This window comes from Streptomyces sp. VNUA24 (genome assembly GCF_029167005.1).
GTDB classification, from domain to species: domain Bacteria; phylum Actinomycetota; class Actinomycetes; order Streptomycetales; family Streptomycetaceae; genus Streptomyces; species Streptomyces scabiei.
The window spans coordinates 7,500,332-7,520,971 of the sequence record NZ_CP119143.1 but is presented as its reverse complement, the minus strand read 5'-3'; the positions used below and the strand labels follow the sequence as shown (position 1 = coordinate 7,520,971).

General features: G+C 73.1%; 17 protein-coding genes. 6 read left to right on the top strand and 11 right to left on the bottom strand.

All coding sequences use genetic code 11. From position 1 onward, the window contains the following. Positions 1-203: 203 nt before the first annotated feature. Complete coding sequence (gene dnaG / locus PYR72_RS32195) at positions 204-2,105, bottom strand: DNA primase (RefSeq protein ID WP_275458525.1); 1,902 nt, start codon at positions 2,103-2,105, stop codon at positions 204-206. Positions 2,106-2,219: 114 nt separating this feature from the next. Next, complete coding sequence (locus PYR72_RS32190; RefSeq protein WP_275458524.1) at positions 2,220-3,485, bottom strand: FAD-dependent oxidoreductase; 1,266 nt, start codon at positions 3,483-3,485, stop codon at positions 2,220-2,222. A 372-nt stretch (positions 3,486-3,857) separates the two neighbouring features. On the opposite strand from PYR72_RS32190, the gene PYR72_RS32185 reads away from it, so the two are divergent. Next, on the top strand, positions 3,858-5,435 hold the full coding sequence (locus PYR72_RS32185) for a M28 family metallopeptidase (RefSeq protein ID WP_275458523.1): 1,578 nt from the start codon (positions 3,858-3,860) through the stop codon (positions 5,433-5,435). Positions 5,436-5,492: 57 nt separating this feature from the next. Here the strand turns inward: PYR72_RS32185 and PYR72_RS32180 are convergent, their stop codons facing one another. Both PYR72_RS32180 and PYR72_RS32175 read right to left on the bottom strand, forming a co-directional pair. After that, positions 5,493-6,815: a deoxyguanosinetriphosphate triphosphohydrolase gene (locus tag PYR72_RS32180; RefSeq protein WP_275458522.1), complete on the bottom strand. Its 1,323-nt coding sequence runs from the start codon at positions 6,813-6,815 to the stop codon at positions 5,493-5,495. A 151-nt stretch (positions 6,816-6,966) separates the two neighbouring features. After that, positions 6,967-7,827 carry a sirohydrochlorin chelatase gene (locus tag PYR72_RS32175; RefSeq protein WP_275458521.1) on the bottom strand — a complete coding sequence of 287 codons (861 nt, stop codon included), beginning with the start codon at positions 7,825-7,827 and terminating at the stop codon, positions 6,967-6,969. Between the two features lie 305 nt (positions 7,828-8,132). Between PYR72_RS32175 and PYR72_RS32170 the strand changes: the two genes are divergently transcribed. After that, positions 8,133-8,798, top strand: a complete 666-nt coding sequence (locus PYR72_RS32170) for an ElyC/SanA/YdcF family protein (RefSeq protein WP_275460582.1) — start codon at positions 8,133-8,135, stop codon at positions 8,796-8,798. 39 nt (positions 8,799-8,837) lie between these two features. Here the strand turns inward: PYR72_RS32170 and PYR72_RS32165 are convergent, their stop codons facing one another. Beyond that, on the bottom strand, positions 8,838-9,365 hold the full coding sequence (locus tag PYR72_RS32165; protein ID WP_319363347.1) for a hypothetical protein: 528 nt from the start codon (positions 9,363-9,365) through the stop codon (positions 8,838-8,840). Between the two features lie 315 nt (positions 9,366-9,680). On the opposite strand from PYR72_RS32165, the gene PYR72_RS32160 reads away from it, so the two are divergent. After that, positions 9,681-11,798, top strand: coding sequence for a molybdopterin oxidoreductase family protein (locus tag PYR72_RS32160; RefSeq protein ID WP_275458519.1), 2,118 nt, complete (start codon positions 9,681-9,683; stop codon positions 11,796-11,798). A 38-nt stretch (positions 11,799-11,836) separates the two neighbouring features. On the opposite strand, the gene PYR72_RS32155 is transcribed toward PYR72_RS32160, so the two are convergent. Genes PYR72_RS32155 through PYR72_RS32140 form a run of 4 tightly spaced genes read right to left on the bottom strand, consistent with a single transcriptional unit; the run spans position 11,837 to position 14,791 of the window. Then, positions 11,837-12,277: a gamma-glutamylcyclotransferase family protein gene (locus tag PYR72_RS32155; RefSeq protein ID WP_275458518.1), complete on the bottom strand. Its 441-nt coding sequence runs from the start codon at positions 12,275-12,277 to the stop codon at positions 11,837-11,839. Positions 12,278-12,328: 51 nt separating this feature from the next. Further along, positions 12,329-13,228, bottom strand: coding sequence for a TIGR03943 family protein (locus tag PYR72_RS32150; protein ID WP_275458517.1), 900 nt, complete (start codon positions 13,226-13,228; stop codon positions 12,329-12,331). Further along, a complete protein-coding gene (locus PYR72_RS32145) occupies positions 13,225-14,325 on the bottom strand; it encodes a permease (protein ID WP_275458516.1) in 1,101 nt (366 codons plus the stop codon). The genes PYR72_RS32150 and PYR72_RS32145 overlap by 4 nt, the downstream gene beginning before the upstream one ends. Positions 14,326-14,350: 25 nt before the next feature. Beyond that, positions 14,351-14,791 carry an SsgA family sporulation/cell division regulator gene (locus tag PYR72_RS32140; protein WP_275458515.1) on the bottom strand — a complete coding sequence of 147 codons (441 nt, stop codon included), beginning with the start codon at positions 14,789-14,791 and terminating at the stop codon, positions 14,351-14,353. A gap of 291 nt (positions 14,792-15,082) precedes the next feature. Between PYR72_RS32140 and PYR72_RS32135 the strand changes: the two genes are divergently transcribed. Continuing rightward, positions 15,083-16,699, top strand: coding sequence for a sigma-70 family RNA polymerase sigma factor (locus PYR72_RS32135; RefSeq protein ID WP_275458514.1), 1,617 nt, complete (start codon positions 15,083-15,085; stop codon positions 16,697-16,699). A 481-nt stretch (positions 16,700-17,180) separates the two neighbouring features. Here the strand turns inward: PYR72_RS32135 and PYR72_RS32130 are convergent, their stop codons facing one another. Continuing rightward, on the bottom strand, positions 17,181-17,819 hold the full coding sequence (locus tag PYR72_RS32130) for an NAD(P)H-dependent oxidoreductase (RefSeq protein ID WP_275458513.1): 639 nt from the start codon (positions 17,817-17,819) through the stop codon (positions 17,181-17,183). A gap of 276 nt (positions 17,820-18,095) precedes the next feature. Here PYR72_RS32130 and PYR72_RS32125 point away from each other — a divergent pair, with 276 nt between their 5' ends. Further along, positions 18,096-18,638, top strand: a complete 543-nt coding sequence (locus PYR72_RS32125; protein WP_275458512.1) for a hypothetical protein — start codon at positions 18,096-18,098, stop codon at positions 18,636-18,638. A gap of 153 nt (positions 18,639-18,791) precedes the next feature. Next, positions 18,792-19,451, top strand: a complete 660-nt coding sequence (locus tag PYR72_RS32120; RefSeq protein WP_275458511.1) for a class F sortase — start codon at positions 18,792-18,794, stop codon at positions 19,449-19,451. Between the two features lie 62 nt (positions 19,452-19,513). On the opposite strand, the gene PYR72_RS32115 is transcribed toward PYR72_RS32120, so the two are convergent. Next, on the bottom strand, positions 19,514-20,302 hold the full coding sequence (locus tag PYR72_RS32115; protein WP_275458510.1) for a TSUP family transporter: 789 nt from the start codon (positions 20,300-20,302) through the stop codon (positions 19,514-19,516). Positions 20,303-20,640 lie beyond the last annotated feature (338 nt).

The following is a 20,640-nucleotide window of genomic DNA, read 5'->3' as shown; positions in this document are numbered from 1 at the left end:
TGTGGAGTACGACACACAGCCGAAACGAGGGGCGTGCGGTGACTTTTTGCGTCCGGTCCGTGACCGCACGGTTACCGTGCCGTAGGAGTGCGCTGCTGAGAGGGCCGTACGCCGCTCGTGGGCCGGACGGGCGGGGGTGGCTCCGGCGCGGATTGGCATGTGCTGCGGGGACGTGCCCGGCCCGGGGCGCGTGCCGGCCGGGCTCAGAGCGCCTCCGCGCCCCGCTCCCGCAACGCCTGGTCGTACTGCTGGAGCACCCACAACTCGTTCTGCACGGCGGCCAGCTGGGCGGGGTCGCCCTGGGCGGCCGCGCGGGCCAGGCTGCCCTGGACGTCGCGCACCCGGCGCTCCACGGCCCGGCGGCGCACGGTGACCAGTTGTGCGCCCGCGTACACCTCGTCGACCGTCTTGCGCATGATCGCCTCGACGGCCAGCTCGGTCACCATGGCCCGCACGGTGTCGTCCGGCGCCGCCTCGCGGACCTTGACCAGGTACTCCTGGGGGTCCTCGGCGCCGTACTCGACCCCGCCGGCCTCGATGATCGCCACGCGGACGGCCGCGTAGGGGGCGGCGGTGAACTCGTCGACCCCGTAGGCGTCGAAGGCGGGGGCGACCAGCTCCGGGCGCTGCAGGGCGAGCTTGAGGAGTTCGCGTTCGGTGGCGAAGACCGGGTTGCGCAGGGTGAGGGCCGGGCCGGAGGGGGGCCGGGCGGTGGACTCGTACGGCTGGGCCGTGTGCCGGGCGGCGGGTGCGGGGCCTTGGCCGCCCCGGTCGCGGGCCCAGCGGGCGAGCTGGGCGACGCGCTTGACGACGAACTGGGTGTCGAGGATGCCGAGCATGCCGGCGAGCTGCACGGCGACCTCGTGCTGCGCGCCGCTGTTCTTGATGCGGGCCACCACGGGCGCCGCCTCGTCGAGGGCGGCCGCGCGGCCCGCCGGGGTCTCCAGGTCGTAGCGGGCCACGATCTGGCGGAGCGCGAACTCGAAGAGTGGGGTGCGGGGTTCGGTCAGCTCGACCACCGCGTCGTCGCCCTTCGCCAGACGCAGCTCGCAGGGGTCCATGCCGTCCGGGGCGATCGCGATGTACGTCTCGGCGGCGAACTTCTGGTCGTCCTCGAAGGCGCGCAGGGCGGCCTTCTGGCCGGCCGCGTCGCCGTCGAAGGTGAAGATCACGCGGGCCGAGCCGTTGTCCATGAGCAGCCGGCGCAGGATCTTGATGTGGTCGCCGCCGAAGGCCGTGCCGCAGGTGGCGATGGCCGTGGTGACCCCGGCGAGGTGGCAGGCCATGACGTCCGTGTAGCCCTCGACCACGACGGCCCGGCTGGCCTTGGCGATGTCCTTCTTGGCGAGGTCGATGCCGTAGAGGACCTGGGACTTGCGGTAGATCGCGGTGTCCGGCGTGTTCAGGTACTTCGGTCCGTTGTCCGACTCGTAGAGCTTGCGGGCGCCGAAGCCGACCACGTCGCCGCCGATGTCGCGGATGGGCCACATCAGCCGGCCCCGGAAGCGGTCGATCGGGCCCCGGCGGCCCTCCTGGGACAGCCCGGACAGCAGCAGCTCCTTGTCGGCGAAGCCCTTGCCGCGCAGGAAGCGGGTGAGGTGGTCCCAGCCCTGAGGGCTGTAGCCGACGCCGAAGTGGACGGCCGCGGCCTGGTCGAAGCCGCGCTCGGCGAGGAAGATCCGGCCGGTGTCGGCCTCGGGGCTGGTGGCGAGCTGCTGCGCGTACCACTCGGCGGCGAGCTTGTGGGCCTCGACCAGGCGGATGCGCTCACCGCGCTGGTGGGTGGGGTTGTACCCGCCCTCCTCGTAGCGCAGGGTGATGCCGGCCTGGCCGGCGAGGCGCTCGACCGCCTCGGAGAAGGAGAGGTGGTCCACCTTCATCACGAAGGTGATGGTGTCGCCGCCCTCCTGGCAGCCGAAGCAGTGGAAGAGTCCCTTGCTGGGGCTGACCTGGAACGACGGCGACTTCTCGTCGTGGAAGGGGCACAGGCCCTTCAGGTTTCCGCCGCCCGCGTTGCGCAGCTGGAGGTACTCGGACACCACGGCGTCGATCGGGACCGCGTCCCGAACCGCCTTCACGTCCTCGTCGTTGATCCGTCCTGCCACGCGGAGATTCTACGGTGGCCCACCGACAGGGCTGTGCTGCGGAAGGGGCGCGGGGGACCGCGCGACCGGACCTCGGCGGCCCGCGGTCGCCCCGCGCCGCACATCCGGCAGACGCTAGGCGACCAGGGTCTCCAGGGGCACCTGGGGATTCGACAGCGCCTCGGCGTCCACCCGCGCCCGGGTCCTGATCAGCTGCTGGATCGGCTCGGTGACATCCCACACGTTCACGTTCATCCCGGCCAGCACCCGCCCCTCCTTCAGCCAGAACGCGATGAACTCCCGCTTCCCCGCGTCGCCCCGGATCACCACCTGGTCGTACGACCCCGGCGGCGCCCACCCCGAGTACTCCATCCCCATGTCGTACTGGTCCGAGAAGAAGTACGGCACCCGGTCGTACGTGACGTCCTGCCCGAGCATCGAGCGGGCGGCGGCCGGTCCGCCGTTGAGCGCGTTGGCCCAGTGCTCCACCCGCAGCCGGGTGTCGAACAGGGCGTGCGGGAAGGAGACGACGTCTCCGGCGGCGTAGACGGAGGGGTCGGACGTGCGGAGCCCCGCGTCGACGACGATGCCGCCGCCGTGCGCGCGGTCGGCGATCTCCAGGCCGGCCGCTTCGGCGAGACCGATGCGCGGGGCGGCGCCGATGGCCGCGAGGACGTCGTGGGCCGGGTGCTCCTCCCCCGTGTCGGTGCGGGCCGCGAGGACCATGCCGTCCTGGCCGACGATCTCGGTGAGCCGCGCGCCGAAGTGGAAGCGGACGCCGCGCTCGCGGTGCAGCTCGGCGAAGAGGTTGCCCAGCTCGGGTCCGAGCACGCCGTGCAGCGGGGTGGGTTCCGGTTCCACGACGGTGACCTCCGCGCCGTACTCGCGGGCCGCGGCCGCCACCTCCAGGCCGATCCAGCCGGCGCCGGCGACGACGAGGTGGCCGTTGTCCCGGCCGAGGGCGGCGAGGACGCCCTTGAGGCGTTCGGCGTGGGCGAGGCGGCGCAGATGGTGGACGCCCGCGAGGTCCGTGCCCGGGATGTCCAGGCGGCGGGGCTCGGCGCCGGTGGCGATCAGCAGCTTGTCGTAGTGGACGAGGGTGCCGTCGTCACCGAAGCGGACGGTTCTGGCCGTGCGGTCGATCGCGTCGACGGTCTGGCCGAGGTGCAGCTCGATGTCGTGGCGCGCGTACCAGGAGGGTTCGTGGACGAAGACGCTGTCGCGCTCCTCCTTGCCGAGGAGGTAGCCCTTGGACAGCGGCGGGCGCTCGTAGGGGTGGTCCCGTTCGTCGCAGATCAGTATCACGCGGCCGGTGAAGCCCTCCGCTCTGAGCGTCTCGGCCGCCTTCGCGCCGGCGAGACCGCCACCGACGATGACGAATGTCTGATCCGCGTCGACCACTTGATGCCTCCTGCCAGGGGGTCTGGGGACGGACCCCAGATGAACCTTGCGGATGTCGCCCTTGCGAGCGTCCCGCACGGAGCGTGATGCGGGAAGAGGGAGTGACCCGATCGGGCCACAGCGGGTCACATCCGGGGGACTCCCGCCGAGAGCAGACGGTGACGAGGAGCCCGAGGCGCAGAACGCGGAGGGACCACCGCCGGAGGGGTCGGTTCCGTGTCGCCGGACCGGCCAAGTGGCCCCGCCCGCAAGGAACATGCGGGGCCAAATCGGCGAAACCGAACACGAGTTGCACGAAAACCCTTCTGGTGATCCCTGCGGCTCGCTAGCGTCCCTTGCACCTCGTTCGCACATCCCTGGGGAAGGACCTCTGTGAACGCATCACCCAAGGCATCGTCTCGCTCGCGCAGACCCGTCGCGGCCATCGCCGCCCTCGCGCTCGCGGCACCGCTGCTGATCGTCTCCGCCGGAACGGCCGACGCCGACAGCAACGACAGCAAGCCGGCCAAGGACGCCAAGAAGCTCTCCCGGAAGCTGGTCAGGGAGTCGTCCACGAAGGACGCGTACAAGCACCTGAAGGCGCTGCAGGCGATAGCCGACGCCAACGGCGGCAACCGCGCGGCCGGTACGCCGGGCCACGACAAGTCCGCCGAGTACGTCTACAACGTGCTGAAGAAGGCCGGCTACAAGGTCTCGTACGACACGTTCGAGTTCGCCTACATCGAGACCCTCGCGGAAAAGGCGTCCGTTCTCTCGCCGACACCGCGCGGTCTCGGCATCGCGGCGATGACGTACACCAAGTCGACGCCGGTGGGCGGCATCACGGCCCCGCTGGCGGCCGCCGCGGTGGACGCCACCTCGGGCTGTGAGGCCGGTGACTACGCGGCCGGTGCCTTCACCGGCAAGATCGCCCTGATCAAGCGGGGTGGCTGCACCTTCGCGCAGAAGCAGCTCGTCGCCTCCGAGGCGGGAGCCGTCGGCGCGATCATCTACAACAACACCGCGGGTGCCCTCGCCGGCACCCTCGGCGACCCGGCGAGCGCGAAGATCCCGACCGCCGGACTCAGCCAGGCCGAGGGCGAGGCCCTCGCCGCCGACGTCGCGGCGGGCGTGGTCACGGTCGGCTTCGAGGTCCGCCAGCTCCAGGAGAACCGCACCTCGAAGAACGTCATGGCGGAGACCCCCGGCGGTGACGCGGACAGCACCGTGATGGTCGGCGCCCACCTCGACTCGGTCACCGCGGGCCCCGGCATCAACGACAACGGTTCCGGCTCGGCCGGCATCCTCGAGGTCGCCGAGGAACTCGCCGAGAACCTCAAGCCGGGCAAGCAGCAGCCCAACAAGGTGAAGTTCGCCTTCTGGTCGGCCGAGGAGCTCGGCCTGGTCGGCTCCGAGTCGTACGTCGAGCGGCTCACCGAACAGCAGCGCGAGCAGATCAAGCTCTATCTGAACTTCGACATGATCGCCTCCCCGAACCACGCCCAGTTCGTGTACGACGGCGACGACTCGGACGGTGTGGGCGCGGGCCCCGGCCCCGAGGGCTCGGCCCAGCTCGAACGTGACATCAACCGGTTCCTCGACTCCAAGGGCGAGCCGCACGAGGGCACCGACTTCTCCGGCCGCTCCGACTACGGGCCGTTCATCGCGGTCGGTATCCCCTCCGGCGGCACCTTCACGGGCGCCGAAGGCATCAAGACCGCGAACCAGGCCGCGGTGTTCGGCGGCACCGCCGGCGTCGCCTACGACGCGTGCTACCACGCCGCGTGCGACAACCTGAAGAACATCAGCATGAAGGCGTTCGGCATCAACATCGGTGTCATCGCCAACGCGGTGGGCACCTACACCCACGACCTCAGCTCGCTCGCCGAGCCGGTCGTGTCCAAGCCCACCACGGGCGGCGACACCAGCGGCGGCGGCCTCCACTCCGACCACGACGAGGTCGCGGAGTAACCACCCGCACACACGCCGGCCCGGACATCCCGCTGTGGATGTCCGGGCCGGAACCCTTCAGGCGTGCCCCGTCAGGCGCCTGTGCAGGGAGCGGGCCGAGGCGTCGGTGAGCGAGGCGATCTGGTCGACGATCACGCGCTTGCGGGCACGGTCGTCCGGTGCCGCGTCGAACAGCGCTCGGAACTGGGGTTCGAGCCCCTCCGGCGCGCGGGCGGTGAGCGCCTCGGCCAGTTCGGCGACGACGATCCGCTGGTCGGCGCGGAGCCGTTCCTGTTCGGCGCGCTGCATCACGTACCGGTCGGCGACGGCCTTGAGGACCGCGCACTCCAGCCGCGTCCCGTGCGGGACGACGAGTTCGGCGGCGTACCGGGTGAGGGGGCCGCCGCCGTACGCCTGCCGGGTGGCGCCCTCGGCGGCGAGGCAGAAGCGGCCGATGAGCTGGCTGGTGGCGTCCTTCAGCCGGGCCTGGGCGACGGCCGTCCCGTCGTAGCCGTGCGGCCACCACTCCTGGTCGAGGAGGCGGTCGAGGGCCGCGGCGAGTTCGGCCGGGTCGGTGCCGGCGGGGACGTACCGGCCGCGCGCGACCTCGAACACCGCCTGCCGTTCGGGCTCGGCGTGCAGGCAGTTGGGGTCGATGTGGCCGGCGTGCAGGCCGTCCTCGACGTCGTGGACGGAGTACGCCACGTCGTCGGACCAGTCCATGACCTGGGCCTCGAAGGTCGTGCTGGTGCCGGGGGCGTCCTTGCGGACCCAGTCGAACACCGGACGGTCGTCGTCGTAGACGCCGAACTTGGGGGAGGCCGGGTCGGTGGGGTGGGCGCCGCGCGGCCAGGGGTACTTGGTGGCCGCGTCCAGGGCGGCACGGGTGAGGTTGAGGCCGACGCTGACGAGGTCGCCGGTGGTGTCCGAGGGGACGAAGCGTTTGGGTTCGATCCTCGTCAGCAGGCGCAGGGACTGGGCGTTGCCCTCGAAGCCGCCGCAGTCCTCCGCGAACTCGTTCAGCGCCTGTTCGCCGTTGTGTCCGAACGGGGGGTGGCCGAGGTCGTGGGAGAGGCAGGCCGCCTCCACGAGGTCCGGGTCGCAGCCGAGGGCCGCGCCCAGCTCGCGGCCGACCTGAGCGCACTCCAGGGAGTGGGTCAGCCGGGTGCGGGGGCTGGCGTCCCAGGCGAGGTTGCGGGTGCCGGGGGTGACGACCTGGGTCTTGCCGGCGAGTCTGCGCAGGGCCGCGGAGTGCAGGACGCGGGCCCGGTCGCGCTGGAAGGCGGTGCGGCCGGGGCGCTTGTCGGGCTCGGGGGCGTAGCGCTCCGCGGAGGGCGGGTCGTAGGCGGCCGGGGTGTCATGGCCGGGGTGGTGGGCGTCGGGGGGTGTGGTGCCTTCCATGATTCGACAGTACGGGGAGGGTGTGACAAATGGGTGCCTACACGTCTGCCGGGGGCGGTTCGTGGGCGAGTGCGGGCGCGCCGTGGCTCGCCGCGCAGTTCCCCGCGCCCCTGAAGGGGCGCTGCTGCGGCCCGGGGGCTTCCACGGCCCTCTATGCCGTCGCCAGCGCCGGCAGGGGCCTCGTCCCGCTCGTCAGGGACTCGTCGTAACGGTGAAGGAGCAGGGTTGCCATGGCCGGGTGGGCGCCCAGGGGGGCCGCGGTGATCCAGGGAGCCGCTTCGGCGCATTCTCGGGCGAAGCGGCCGGGGGCCGTGAAGTAGGAGGCCACGGCGATGCGGGTGCGGCCCGCGGCGGTCAGGGCGCGGACGGCCTCGGCGACGGTGGGGGCCGCGGCGGAGGCGTAGGCGGGGACCACCGGGACGCCCAGGCGGTCGGCGAGGAGCCGGGCCGTGCGGGCGGTGTCCTCGGCGGCCTCGGGGTCGCGGGAGCCCGCGGCGGCGAGCACCACGGCGCCGGTGCGGCGGGCGGCGGCGTTCGTCCGGGCGGGCCAGCCGGCCTCCACGAGGCGGGCGTGCAGGGTGTCCACGAGGAGGGGGTGCGGGCCGAGGGGGGCGGCGAGGCGGGTACGGGCCCCGGCGGCGGCCGCCGTCTCGGGGATGTCCCGCTTGACGTGGTAGCCGCGGCTGAGGAGCAGGGGCACGAGGACCGCCTCCCGGTCGCCGAGGTCGGCGAGGGTGTCGGGGAGCAGGGGCTCGTTCAGCTCGATGTGGCCGAGGCGCACGGACAGGCCGGGGCGCTGCTCGCGGACGCGGTCCATGAGGGTGCGCACGGTCGCCAGGGCGCGCGGGTCACGGCTGCCGTGGGCCACGAGGACCAGGGCGGGCGGTGCGGGACGCCGGGTTCCGTCGCGGGAGACGCGGCTGAGCTGGGCGGCCAGCTGGTCGGTGATCAGGTTCATGATGTGCGCCGTACTGTCGAGGTCCGCGTTCGACTTGTTCGTCGTCGCCGTCATGGGTCCATGGTGCCGGGGGGAGGTTGCCTCCCCGTTGCGTGGTGGTCACAGGGGTTTTCCGGCGCTTCACCGTGCGGAGGGAGGGCCTGTGAACCGACGTGACCTGCCTTTTCTCCTCGTACGAGTGAACCTTGTCACGCCTGGCGGTGAACCGGAGCGCAGCGGATGACGTCTTCGTTGGTCGGAAGGACGGGCGCGGTGGGGTGCGTCCGAAACAAGCAGGACACAAACGAGCAGGACACGGTGCGGGACGCCTTCGGGGGTCCGGGATACGGGGGTGGGCCGCCGTGAGGCGTGTCGGGCGGATGGTGCGGCTGCCGCGTACGCGGACGGGCCGACGGCGGACCGTGCAGGCGGTGATGCTGCTGTGTGTGCTGGCACTGCTGCCCTCGACCTGGATGTTCACGGCGGCGGACGACCGGCTGCGGACCACGGGCGACGTGCCGCGCACCGACGTCGCGATGGTCTTCGGCGCGGGGCTGTGGAAGGGCGAGCCCTCCCCGTACCTCGCGCGCCGGCTGGACGCGGCGGCCGAGCTGTACCGGTCGGGGCGGATCAAGGTGGTGCTGGTCACCGGCGACAACAGCCGTGTGGAGTACGACGAGCCGGACGCGATGCGCGGCTATCTCACCGAGCACGGCGTGCCCGACGACCGCATCGTCAGCGACTACGCCGGGTTCGACACCTGGGACTCCTGCGTCCGCGCCAGGAAGATCTTCGGGGTGGACCGGGCGGTGCTGATCAGCCAGGGCTTCCACATACGCCGGGCGGTCGCGCTGTGCCAGGAGGCGGGCGTCGAGTCGTACGGCGTCGGGGTGCAGGACCGGCACGACGCGACCTGGTACTACGGGGCCACCCGCGAGCTGTTCGCGGCGGGCAAGGCGTCCCTGGACGCGCTGTTCGACCCGGACCCCCATTTCCTCGGTCCGGAGGAAACGGGGGTCTCGAAGGCGCTGGCGTCAGCGGGTTAGCGCGCGGGGTCGGTGCGCGCCGGGCCGGTGCGCGGCCCGTCAGTGCTGGACGGTGCCCCAGGTGCCCTGGTCCACGGCGCAGCCCCACTTCTTGCCGTCCGTGGTCTTGCCGTGGACGGCGAACTTCACCTCGTAGAGGTCGGTGCGCAGCATGCGGGTGCTGACCTTGAAGGCGGCGCTCTTGCCGGGCTTCAGGGTCTTGGCGGAGATCTTGACGATCTGGTTCGTCTTCTGGGTGATCTTGGTGCCCTTGGTCGTGACCGTCGCCCTGCCGAAGCGCAGGCTCTTGGTGTTGGTCACCTTGAGGCTGACGTCCTTGAAGGTCACCTTCTTGCTGGAGTTCTTGAGACCGAACCGGAGACCGCCGTTGGTCACCCAGTTGTTGTTGTCCACATAGAACTTCTTCAGGTAGGTGATCTTGATCGGGCAGCTCGCGGCGACCTGCGTCCCGACGCTGGGCCGCGAGTCGGTGGACGCGGCGGACGCGGCACCGGCGAGGCCCAGCTGAGCGGCGGTGAGGGCGCCTGCGGCCCCGAGGACGGCGACGGTGGTACGCATACGGTTCACGGTGGTTCCTCTTCCCCCTACGGCCCTCGATCGGGCCCTGTGACAGGACGTACGCCACCCGGGGTGCACGGCACGGCCCCCGTCGTCTGTGGCGCCTGTAGTTCTTAGCACGCACGGGCCGAACACGTGGACGGTAAGTGCTTGTACCGCCGCCTACGGTGACAGAACCGGGACATCGGCGCGCCGTCCGTTCACCCCTGCGGGGCCCCGGAGCCCGGCCCTCACGCCCGGCCCGTGGGCGCCGGGAGGTTGCCGTGCCGGTCGCGTAACGGGGGGCGCCCCGGCGCGTAACACGTCCGACGCACGCTGGGCGGTATGCCGAACTCCGCGACGCCCACCCACTGCCCGTACTGCGCCCTGCAGTGCGGAATGAACCTGACGCCCGGTGCGGACGGGACCGAAGGGGTCGTAGTGGTCACGGAGCGCGCGGACTTCCCGGTGAACCGGGGAGCGCTGTGCGGCAAGGGCCGTACGGCCCCGGCGGTGCTCTCGTCCCGGGTCAGGCTGACCGGTCCCTTGGTCAGGCGGGCGGGCGTCCTGGAACCCGCCTCCTGGGACGAGGCACTCGACCGGATCGCCGAGGAGCTCACCCGCACGCGTACGGAGCATGGCCCGGACGCGTGCGGTGTGTTCGGCGGCGGCGGACTCACCAACGAGAAGGCGTACGCGCTCGGCAAGTTCGCGCGGGTGGTGCTCGGCACCTCGCAGATCGACTACAACGGCCGTTTCTGCATGTCCTCGGCGGCGGCCGCCGGGATGAAGGCGTTCGGGCTCGACCGGGGGCTGCCGTTCCCGCTGGAGGACATCCCGAGAACCGGGTGTGTCGTCCTCGTGGGCTCCAACCTCGCGGAGACCATGCCGCCGGCGCTGCGCTACCTCACCGAGCTGAAGGAGAACGGGGGCACGCTGATCGTCATCGATCCGCGCCGCACCCGTACGGCCGAACAGGCCGACCTGCACCTGTCCCCGCGCCCCGGTACCGATCTGGCCCTGGCCCTCGGCCTGCTGCACCTGATCGTGGCCGAGGGGCGCACGGACGAGGAGTACATCCGCGAGCGGACCGGCGGCTGGGAGGAGGCCCGGGCGGCCGCCATGGCGCACTGGCCGGAGTACGTGGAACGGATCACGGGGGTGTCCGTTCCCGAACTCCGCGAGGCGGTACGGCTGTTCTGCGAGCCGGAGCACGCGATGGTGCTCACCGCGCGCGGCCCCGAGCAGCAGTCCAAGGGGACGGACACCGTGGGCGCGTGGATCAACCTCACGCTGGCGACGGGCCGGGCCGGCCGGCCGCTGTCCGGGTACGGCTGCCTCACCGGGCAGGGCAACGGGCAGGGCGGGCGCGAACACGGACAGAAGGCCGACCAGTTGCCCGGCTACCGCAAGCTGGCCGACCCCGAGGCGCGGCGGCACGTGGCCGAGGTCTGGGGCGTGGACCCCGACAGCCTGCCCGGACCGGGCCGCAGCGCCTACGAGCTGCTGGACGCGCTCGGCGGCGACATCAAGTCGCTGCTGCTGATGGGCTCCAACCCGGTGGTGTCGGCGCCGCGCGCCGCGCACATCGAGGACCGGATCCGGTCGCTGGACTTCCTGGCCGTGTGCGACGTGGTGCTGTCCGAGACGGCGGCGCTCGCGGACGTCGTGCTGCCGGTGACGCAGTGGGCGGAGGAGACCGGCACGACGACGAACCTGGAGGGCCGGGTGCTGCTGCGGCGGCGCGCGATCAGCCCGCCCGACGGGGTCCGCAGCGACCTGGAGGTCATGCGCGAACTGGCCGACCGGCTGGGCGTGGAGAAGGGCTTCCCGACCGACCCCGAGGAGGTCTTCGAGGAGCTGCGCCGGGCGAGCGCGGGCGGCGCCGCCGACTACTCGGGGATCACCTACCGGCGGCTGGCGGAGGAGGACGGGGTCTTCTGGCCCTGCCCCGCGCCGGCGGCCGAGGCGGGGGCCGCGTCCTCCGCCGAGGTGCACCCCGGCACACCGCGCCTCTTCCTCGACCGGTTCGCCACGGAGGACGGCCGGGCCCGGTTCGCGCCCGTCTCGCACCGGGCCGCTGCCGAGGAACCGGACGCCGAGTACCCGGTGCTGCTCACCACCGGGCGCGTGGTCGCCCAGTACCAGTCGGGCGCCCAGACCCGGCGGGTCGAGGAGCTGAACGCCGCCGCGCCCGGCCCGTTCGTGGAACTGCACCCGCGGCTGGCCGAGCGGCTCGGCGCGGCGGAGGGCGATCCGCTGGCCGTGGTCTCCCGCCGGGGCCGGGCCGTGGCCCCGGCGCGCATCACGACCGCCATCCGCCCCGACACGGTCTTCATGCCGTTCCACTGGCCCGGCGAGGGCCGCGCCAACACCCTCACCAACCCCGCCCTCGACCCCACCTCCCGCATGCCGGAGTTCAAGACCTGCGCCGTGCGGGTGGAGACCGTGGGCGAGGCGTAGCAGCCGTCGGGCGTGTCCGCGCCCCGGCCGCCGGTTCCCTACGCGGACGGCGGCAGGCGGCGCGCCAGCCAGTCGCCGTCCTCTATCCGCGTGCCCCGGGCGCGCAGTCCGGCGGCGACGGCCGGGGCGGCGACGTACACCCAGGCCCGTACGGTCGTGCCGTCGTCGAGGGTCGCCGGGCGCTCCACCCGTTCGTACAGGTTCGCGGGGTCCCCCGGGGCGTACTCCTCCAGTTCGTCCAGCAGGCGCAGGAGTTCGGCGTACGCCTCCGGCCGGGCGGTGACGAGGTCACCGGTCACCGCGCCCCCTCCCCCGTGGTCCTCGCCGGTCTCCTCGACCGCGTAGGGGTATCCGGGGCCGTCGTACAGGGTCAGGCCGGGCATGCGAGCCCGCTGCTCGGCGCGGGTGCGGCCGCGCAGGAAGAGGTCGTGGTTGACCTCGCCGGGGCGGAGGGTGCCGTAGACGAAGAAGGGGAGCACGGTGTCTCGTCTCCAGAGGTGCGGAGGCGCCGGACGAAGGGGCGTGGGCGGTCAGGAGGCCGGGAGGGGGAGGCCGTCCGTGTAGTCGTTGTAGGGGCGGGGGACCTTCTTGATGCCATGGGCGTCGAGGGCCGCCGCGGCGGAGCCGGTTCCGAGGGTGCCGGCCCGGTGCCAGGTGCCGGTGAGGGTGACCCAGGTGTCGGCGGGCGGGGCCGGGGTGTCGTGGACGCGCACCTTCACGAACTGGGCGTCGGCGGCGCAGCAGCTGAAGATGACACGGGTGAGGTACCAGCCGCCGTCCCCCTTCCCGCCCGCGGTCGCCTTGTCCGGGGTGACGAAGCCGGTCAGCTGGACGGTGCGGCCGTCGATGGACCGGGCTCGGTCCTGCTGCACCCGGCGGGTGAAGTCGGTGAGGGTCATCGGGAGCGGTGACGTCCTGGGCAGGGGGTCGAAGTCGCCCTGTTCGGTGACCGTCACCGCCTTGGGGGGCTCACGCGAGGCGGTGTACGCGCCGATGGCGGGCGGGGCGTAGAGCAGCAGGCTCAGGGCCGGGAGGAACAGGAGCCAGGCGACCCGGGGCGGGGCGGAGTGGTCGTGGCCGTGGTCGTCGTCGTGGCTGTCGTGGCCGTGGTCGCTGTCGTGGCCGTGGCCGTGGTCGCTGTCGTGGCCGTGGTCGCTGTCGCTGTCGTGGCCGTGGTCGCTGTCGTGGCCGTGGCCGTGCTCGTCGGTCTCGCCACGGAGGTCGTGGTGCTCCCGGTCGCCGGTGCCGCGCTGCCTCCACAGCGACCATGCCTCGGCCGCGGCCAGCACGAGCAGCAGCGCGCCCGAGGCCACGAGGAGGGGGTACATGCCCTTCCTGACGTAGCGGAGGTAGTGGTCGGTCAGGAGGGTGGCGTGCAGGAGGCCGAGGCCGCTGAGGAGGAGAAGGAGCGCCTGCAGGGGTCGTTTCACAGCAGGACGGCTCCGATCAGGGCACTGCACAGGATCGCGACGACGACCGTCGCGGTGGAGAAGCGGACCGCGAAGGCCCGGCCGAAGGTGCCCGTCTGCAGGGCGATCAGCTTCAGGTCGACCATGGGCCCGACCACCATGAACGTCAACCGCGCGGTGGGTGAGAAGCCGGTGAGGGACGCGGCGACGAAGGCGTCGGCCTCCGAGCACACCGACAGGAGGATGGCGAGCGCGGCGAGGAACAGCACCGACAGCCAGGGCGAGTCGGCGAAGGCGTCGAGCACGGTCCGCGGGACGAGGACGTTGAAGGTCGCCGCGGCCATCGCGCCGACGACGAGGAAGCCGCCCGCGTGCAGGAAGTCGTGCTGGAAGCCGGTGCGGAACTCGTTCCAGCGGCTCTGTCCGGGCCGGTGTCCCGTGTGCCGGGCGACCGGCTTGAGCCATTCCGCGCGCCCCAGCCAGAGCCACAGCCAGCCCATTCCGGCGGCCGTGACGAGGGAGGCCAGCAGCCGGGCCAGCACCATCTCGGGACTGCCGGGGAAGGCGATGGCCGTGGCGGTCAGGACGATCGGGTTGACGGCGGGGGCGGAGAGGAGGAACGCGAAGGCGGCGGCCGGGTCGACCCCCCGGCGGATCAGGCTCTGCGCGACCGGCACCGACGCGCACTCGCAGCCGGGCAGGATCACCCCGGCGGCACCGGCGACCGGGACCGCGAGCGCGGGCCTGCGGGGCAGCACCCGGGTGAACACCCGCGCCGGCACGAAGGCGTTGATGGCACCCGACAGGGCCGTTCCCAGCAGCAGGAACGGCAGGGCCTGGACCGCGATGGAGAGGCAGACGGTCCGCCACGCCTGTACCGCCGGGTCCTCCATCCACCTCACCGCGGCGAACAGGGCGAGGCCGGGGACGACGGCCGCGCCGAGGAGCAGCAGGGGCCAGTGGCGGGGCCAGGGCCGGTCGGCGGGGGCGTCGGCGGTCCCGTCGGGTGTCAACGCCCCGGCGGCCGGCTGTTCCGGCTCGGCCGTCACCGCCTCTTCGGCCGTTTCATCTGTCTTCTGCATGCCCACTCCGCACATCCGGACGCTCGGGTCGAACATAGCGGGCCGCTCCGAGCCGCCCGTCTCAGACCCCGTCCAGCAGGGACGCGAGGCCGTCGTCGAACGCCGGACCCAGGTCCTCGCCGCCGAGGGGGACGACACCGTACGAGCGGCGCAGGAAGCGGCGGAGAGTGGGGGTGTCGAAGCGGATCATGGCCATGCCGTGCGGTGAACGGAGCTCCACGACGGTGTGGGCCGGGCCGCAGGGCCACAGGTGCACGTCTCCGATACCGGCGGCCGCGGTCAGTCCCTCCGCGAGGAGGGCGCGGGCGAAGGCCCAGGTCACGCTCACGTCACCGGCGGAGACCCCGGCCGGGAAGTCGATGTGGACGGCGAGGGGGTCGGCCGGCGTGTAGCGCAGGGTGGTGCGGACCGGGACCTCCTCGTAGGCGGGCGTGATGAGGCAGGCGCGGGCGCGCTGCTCCAGGGCGGGGGGTGTCGGCATGGTGGGCTGGGCGGGGTGCATGAGCGGTCTCCAGTTCGAGCGCGGCTGCGCTTCGGGGCCCTTCGGGTGCTTCGACTTCTTCGCGGGGCCCGGGCGCTTCGGATGCCCGGAGGGCGCGGGTTCGTGTGTTCGTCGGTTGGTCCTTCCGGTGACGCGCGGGTCCGGATCGCGCCAAGACCCCCTGTATTACGCCGCCTTCGAAGTAACCCGCTGTGATGCACATCACTTTGTGTGATTACTTGAGATTTTTGTCATCGCTACATACAAAATCAGCCACACCCCATCAGCAGGTGACTGGAGAGCGTTCCTGCCATGACCGACGGCCCGACCTCGTCCGCGTCCGCCGCGACCGCCGCGACCGCCGCGTACACCCGGATCTTCGAGGAGCAGCACCCGCGCCTCGTCGCCTACGCGCGCTCCCTCACCAGGAACTCCTGGACCGCCGAGGACCTCGTCGCGGAGGCGCACTTCCGCGTGTGGCGACGGCTGTCGGCGGGGCACGAGATCGACAACGTCCCGGCGTACCTGACGACGACGGTGCGGCACCTCGCGACGGCCGAGGGCACCGCCGCCGCGCGGGAGACGCCGCTGGACCCGACGGCTCCCGAACGGGTCGAGGCCGGCGGACGCGGGGGCGACGTACGGGGGGCCGGCGCCGCCGACCCCGCCGAACAGGTTTCCTCCGTCGACCTGTTGGTGCGCGTACTGGGCCAGCTGCCCGAGCGGTGGGTACGGGCGCTGTGGCTGGCCGAGGCCGAGGGGCAGCCGCTGGAGACGGTCGGCCGGCGCATCGGCGCCAAGCAGGGCGCGACTGCGGTGCTGTTGCACCGGGCGCGCGAGGGGATGCGCCAGGCTTTTCTGCGCGAGCAGCCCGGGGCGCCGGTCGATCCGGCGTGCCAGGTGCGGTGGGGGCGCATGCCGGCGTACGTGCGCGGTACGGCGACGGCGCGGCAGTCGGAGCAGCTGCTCAGCCATGTGGACGCGTGCGACGACTGCCGGGCACGGCTCGCGGTGCTGATGCGCACCAACGACCGGCTGCCCGCGCTCGCCGGTCCGGCGCTCCTGGTGTTCGTGGCGGGCGGGGGCGGCGGGAAGCTGCTGCTCTCCCTCACGGCGGGCTCCGCGGGTACCGCCGGGCTGGGCGGGGCGGGTGGGGTGGGCGGGGTGAAGGTCCCCGCGGTCGCCGCCGTGGGGGTGGCCACCGCGGCCGTCGTCGTGGCCGGGCTCGTCCTCGCGCCGCTCGACTCGGACGCGGTGCCGGCCCGGCGGGCGCCGGTCGCGCAGGCTCCGGCGCCCCATCGGCCCGAGGGGCGCTCGCCGGAGGTCGTCGAGCGCCGGGGTGGGGTGGCGGGGGCGGTGGTCTCGCGTCAGGTGGTGGCGTGGGAGGTGGGCGGTGGGGGGCCGCGGGGTGAGCGGGTGCCGCCCGGGGAGGGGGTGCCGCCGGTGGAGGAGGCTCCGCCGGTGAAGGACGCGCCTACGGTGCAGACGCCGCCTGCTCCGGAGGCGCCGCCGGTGGAGGAGGCCCCTCCCGCGCGCGAGGTGCCGCCTGCCCCGGAGGCGCCGCCGGCGGAGGAAGCGCCACCCGCGCAGGAAGCACCGCCTGCTCCCGAGGCGCCGCCGGCGGAGGAAGCGCCACCCGCGCAGGAAGCACCGCCTGCTCCCGAGGCACCGCCGGCGGAGGAAGCGCCACCCGCGCAGGAAGCACCGCCTGCTCCCGAGGCACCGCCAGTGGAGGAAGCACCTCCCACAGAGGAGGCACCGCCTGCTCCCGAGGCACCGCCGGTGGAGGAAGCGCCGCCGGTGCAGGAAGCGCCGCCGGTGCAGGAGGAGCCGCCCGCTCAGGAGGCGCCGCCGGTGGAGGAAGCGCCTCCCATCGAGACGGCGCCACCCGTGGAGGAAGTGCCTGGGGGGCCTGGGGGCGGTTGCTGAGACCGGGGCGGGGGGCGGTGTCGGGTTGGTGGGGGGTGCGCCCTGCGGATTCTCGCCCCCGCCGCCCCTACCCATCCCTCCCCCAGGGGCTGCGCCCCTTCGACCCCCATGCGTCCGCCCGGTGGGGGCTTCTCGCGCAGTTCCCCGCGCCCCTGAAAGGCAAGGGCTACCGCCCCCGTCCACCCCCCCACCGGCCCGACGGAACACCTCACACAGTCCCCCCGCAGCCCTGAAAAGCAGGCGCCACGCCCCCTCGACCCCCACGCGCGGGTCCCGTGGGGCTTCTCGCGCAGTTCCCCGCGCCCCTGAAAGGCAAGGGCTACCGCCCCCGTCCACCCCCCCACCGGCCCGACGGAACACCTCGCGCAGTCCCCCCGCAGCCCTGAAAAGCAGGGGCTAACGCCCCCCATCCACCCCCACCCACCAGCCCGACGGAGCACCTCGCACAGTCCCCGCAGCCCTGAAGCGCGTCGAGCCCGTCTCACCCCCCGTACGGGCGGCGTTTCTTCGCCTCGCGGAGGGCTTGGGCCCACCAGGACAGTTGGTCCAGCATCACCCGGGCCGCTGCGTCCGGTGCTGACGGGTCCTTGAGGTGGCCGGTCTCGTCGAAGGCGGCGTGTGCCTGGTGGAAGGAGACCGTGTCGCGGACGGTGACGGCGTGGAGTTCGGCGAAGACCTGCCGGAGGTGTTCGGCCGCGCGGAGACCCCCGGACATGCCGCCGTAGGAGACGAGCGCGACCGGCTTGGCGCGCCATTCGTGGTAGTGCCAGTCGATGAGGTTCTTGAGGGCCGCCGGATAGGAGTGGTTGTACTCGGGCGTGAGCACGATGAACGCCTCCGCCGCCGCCAGCTTCGGCGTGATCCCCGCCAGCCGTGCCGTGCTCTCGGGGGTCGTCGCCAACGTGGTCGGGAGGAGGTCGGCTTCGGCGACGTCCACCACCTCGACCTCGAAGCCGTCGTGCCGGCGCACCCTGTCCAGCATCCACTCGGCGATCACCGGGCCGAAACGGCCGGTGCGGTTGCTGCCGATGAGCAGCGTCACCCGGACCGGGGTGGCGGAGGAGGAGCCGGGCGTCGGGTCGGTCGTCGTGCGTGTGCGCGTGTTCGTTGTGGTCTGCATGGGGAACACCCTCGTACCTCGACTTCGCTTGAGGTCAAGCCGCCGCTTCCCCCGGCCGGTCACCCGTTCACACCTCCGGGCGCCCCTCATCGCGTTCTTCTCCGCCGCACCCCCACCCCACCCCGGTGACCTGCCCGAACGCCCCTCCATCCGCCCTCTTCCCCCACTCCCCTGACACCCGTTCACCTCATTTCTGACGGATCATCAGCAAGCGCGCGGGCCACTGTGCCACTTATCTCGGAGGGGCACGGAGGACTTCTCGGAGGAGCCAGCACGATGCGACGTACCGCCCGGCCGCTGACCGCAACCGCGCTCGCCGTCGCCTTCGCGGCGCTGGCCGCGGCACCCGCGTACGGCGGCCCGTACGACGGTGGAGGCTCCGGCCGGCTCGTCGTCTCGCCGGCCGGTGTCGTCCCCGGCGACGAGGTCACCGTCCGCACGACGGCCTGCGGGCCGGACGGTACGGCGACGGGGGACGCCGGAGCGGTCGGCGCCGGGTCCTTCTCGCTGGCGTCCGGCGCCGGGGAGCAGCGGCTCGGCGGACGGTTCGAGGTACCGCCGAGCGCGCAGCCGGGGACGTACGAGATCGTCGCGACCTGCGCCGACGACGGACGCCGGGTCACCGGCGACCTGGTGGTCTCGCTCACCGGCACGCGTACCGCGCCGCCGGCGTATCCGAGGGGAAGTGTGAAGACGGGGGTCGGTGGCGCACTCGGTCCCGACCCCGTGCAGACCGCGGCGGGCGTGGCGGCTCTGGCCGTCGCCGCCGCGGGCGGTACCTGGCTCCTGCATCGCCGGGCGAGAGGCGACGGGATCTGACGGACACCCTCCGCCGTCCGTCCGCCGGTACCGCCGTCCCCCTCCCCTCCGGGTCCGATGCCCCTCGGCCCGGAGGGGAGGAACAAGGGACGTCCCACAGGAGAGGAAACAGGGGCCCGTTCCGAACGCCCGTACGGCCGTGAGGAGATCCTCGTGCGACGGCTCCCCGACTCCGCCATAGCCGGGGTCACCCTGGTGGCCCTCTTCTGCGGCGTGTGGCTGCTGCGCAGCGGCACCGCCTCGCACCCGCCTCCCCAGCCGTCGGCCGCGCAGGCCCACCTCCGGCCCGGGACGCCGGGTGTCCCCCCGGAGCCGGGCGGCGCGTCCGGAACCCCCGCGGCCCTCCCGCTGCCGCCCTCCCCGCCCGACCGCATCCGCATCCCCTCCCTCCACGTGGACGCGCCGCTGACGGGTCTCGGTCTCACGGCCGCCGGCAGCCTGGACGTGCCGCCGGCCGCGCGGGCGAACCTCGCGGGCTGGTACGAGGCCGGGACCAGCCCGGGGGAACGGGGGACCTCGATCGTCGCCGGGCACGTGGACAACGCCGAGGGGCCCGCCGTCTTCTTCCGCCTCGGCGCGCTGAAGCGGGGCGCCGTCGTCGAGGTGGACCGGCGGGACGGCGGGACGGCCGTGTTCACCGTGGACGCGGTGGAGGTGTACGACGCGCGGGACTTCCCCGACGCGAAGGTGTACGGGGCGGCGACGAGGCCCGAGTTGAGGGTCATCACCTGCGGCGGAGGGTACTCGCGGGCGACCGGCTACCGGGGGAACGTGGTCGTCTTCGCCCATCTCACGGGCAGTCGGCCGAGCTGATCACCCGCGTCCGCGTGCCCGGCACCGGGGGACGGCCGCGCCGGCACGCCTCTCGCCCCCGCTCACGCCACCCACTGTTCGTACCCCATCTTCGCCACCAGCGTGAACACCACCGTCAGCAGGACGATCCGGACGAAGCCGCTGCCCTTCTTGAGGGCGGTGCGGGCGCCGACGGTGCCGCCGACGAGGTTGAAGACCGCCATCAGGGCCGCCAGCTGCCAGTACACCGTGCCCTTCCAGGCGAACATGGCGAGGGCGCCCGCGTTGGTGCAGCAGTTGACGATCTTCGCGGTGGCGGAGGCGGTGACCAGGTCGAGGTGGAGCAGGGCGGTCAGGGCGAGGACCAGGAACGTGCCGGTGCCGGGGCCGATGAGACCGTCGTAGAAGCCGATGCCGACGCCCGCGAGACCGACCGCCGCGAGGACGCGCCGCGCGGAGACGGGGCCCGTGCCGGGGGCCGTGGTGCCGAAGGAGGGGCGCAGGATCACGAACGCGCCGACGGCGAGCAGGACGACCATGACCACCGGCTTCAGGGTCTCGGTGCTCAGTCCGGCGGCCACGAGGGCTCCGGCCGTCGAGCCCGCCAGCGCGGCCAGGCCGATCCGTACGGCGATCCGCACGTCGACGGGCGTGCGGCGGGCGTAGGTGACGGCCGCGCCCGTGGTGCCGACGATGGCGACCGCCTTGTTGGTGCCGAGCGCGTACTGCGCGGCCGAGGCGCCGTTCGGCAGGCCCAGGAGGAGGGCGGGGAGGAGCAGAAGTCCGCCGCCGCCCACCACGGCGTCGATCCAGCCGGCGGCGAGGGCGGCGAGGCAGAGGACGACGACCATGGTCAGCGATATGTCGGGCACGGACGCGACCCTATGCGGTGGGATAGGTGTGCCGTCCATCGACCTGAGGATCATCTGAGGTTCGCCGCCCCGGGCCTCCGCCCGGCCCTCGTCCGGCCCCGTCCGGCCCTCGTCCCGACACGCCCGGCCCCTCCGCGCATGTTTCGCCGTGGTGCCCGCCCGGCGTGACCTACGGCACCGCGCTCCGCCGCGCCCCCGTCTCCCCGCGCCCCGCCCGGCCCTCCCGTATACGCCCGCCCGGCCCTCGTATCGGCAGGTCAGCAGCGTGATCGCGGGGGTCCTCACACCCCACCGCGCCCTTCCGGAAACCCCTCACACCCCGCGCGGGGCCACGGGGA

Bases quoted from the DNA above. Each gene is read 5' to 3' on its own strand.
- PYR72_RS32180 (WP_275458522.1), bottom strand. From the start codon at position 6,815: ATGGAAGGCACCACACCCCCCGACGCCCACCACCCCGGCCATGACACC.
- PYR72_RS32175 (WP_275458521.1), bottom strand. From the start codon at position 7,827: ATGACGGCGACGACGAACAAGTCGAACGCGGACCTCGACAGTACGGCG.
- PYR72_RS32170 (WP_275460582.1), top strand. From the start codon at position 8,133: ATGGTGCGGCTGCCGCGTACGCGGACGGGCCGACGGCGGACCGTGCAG.
- PYR72_RS32160 (WP_275458519.1), top strand. From the start codon at position 9,681: ATGCCGAACTCCGCGACGCCCACCCACTGCCCGTACTGCGCCCTGCAG.
- PYR72_RS32145 (WP_275458516.1), bottom strand. From the start codon at position 14,325: ATGTTCGACCCGAGCGTCCGGATGTGCGGAGTGGGCATGCAGAAGACA.
- PYR72_RS32140 (WP_275458515.1), bottom strand. From the start codon at position 14,791: ATGCACCCCGCCCAGCCCACCATGCCGACACCCCCCGCCCTGGAGCAG.
- PYR72_RS32135 (WP_275458514.1), top strand. From the start codon at position 15,083: ATGACCGACGGCCCGACCTCGTCCGCGTCCGCCGCGACCGCCGCGACC.
- PYR72_RS32130 (WP_275458513.1), bottom strand. From the start codon at position 17,819: ATGCAGACCACAACGAACACGCGCACACGCACGACGACCGACCCGACG.
- PYR72_RS32125 (WP_275458512.1), top strand. From the start codon at position 18,096: ATGCGACGTACCGCCCGGCCGCTGACCGCAACCGCGCTCGCCGTCGCC.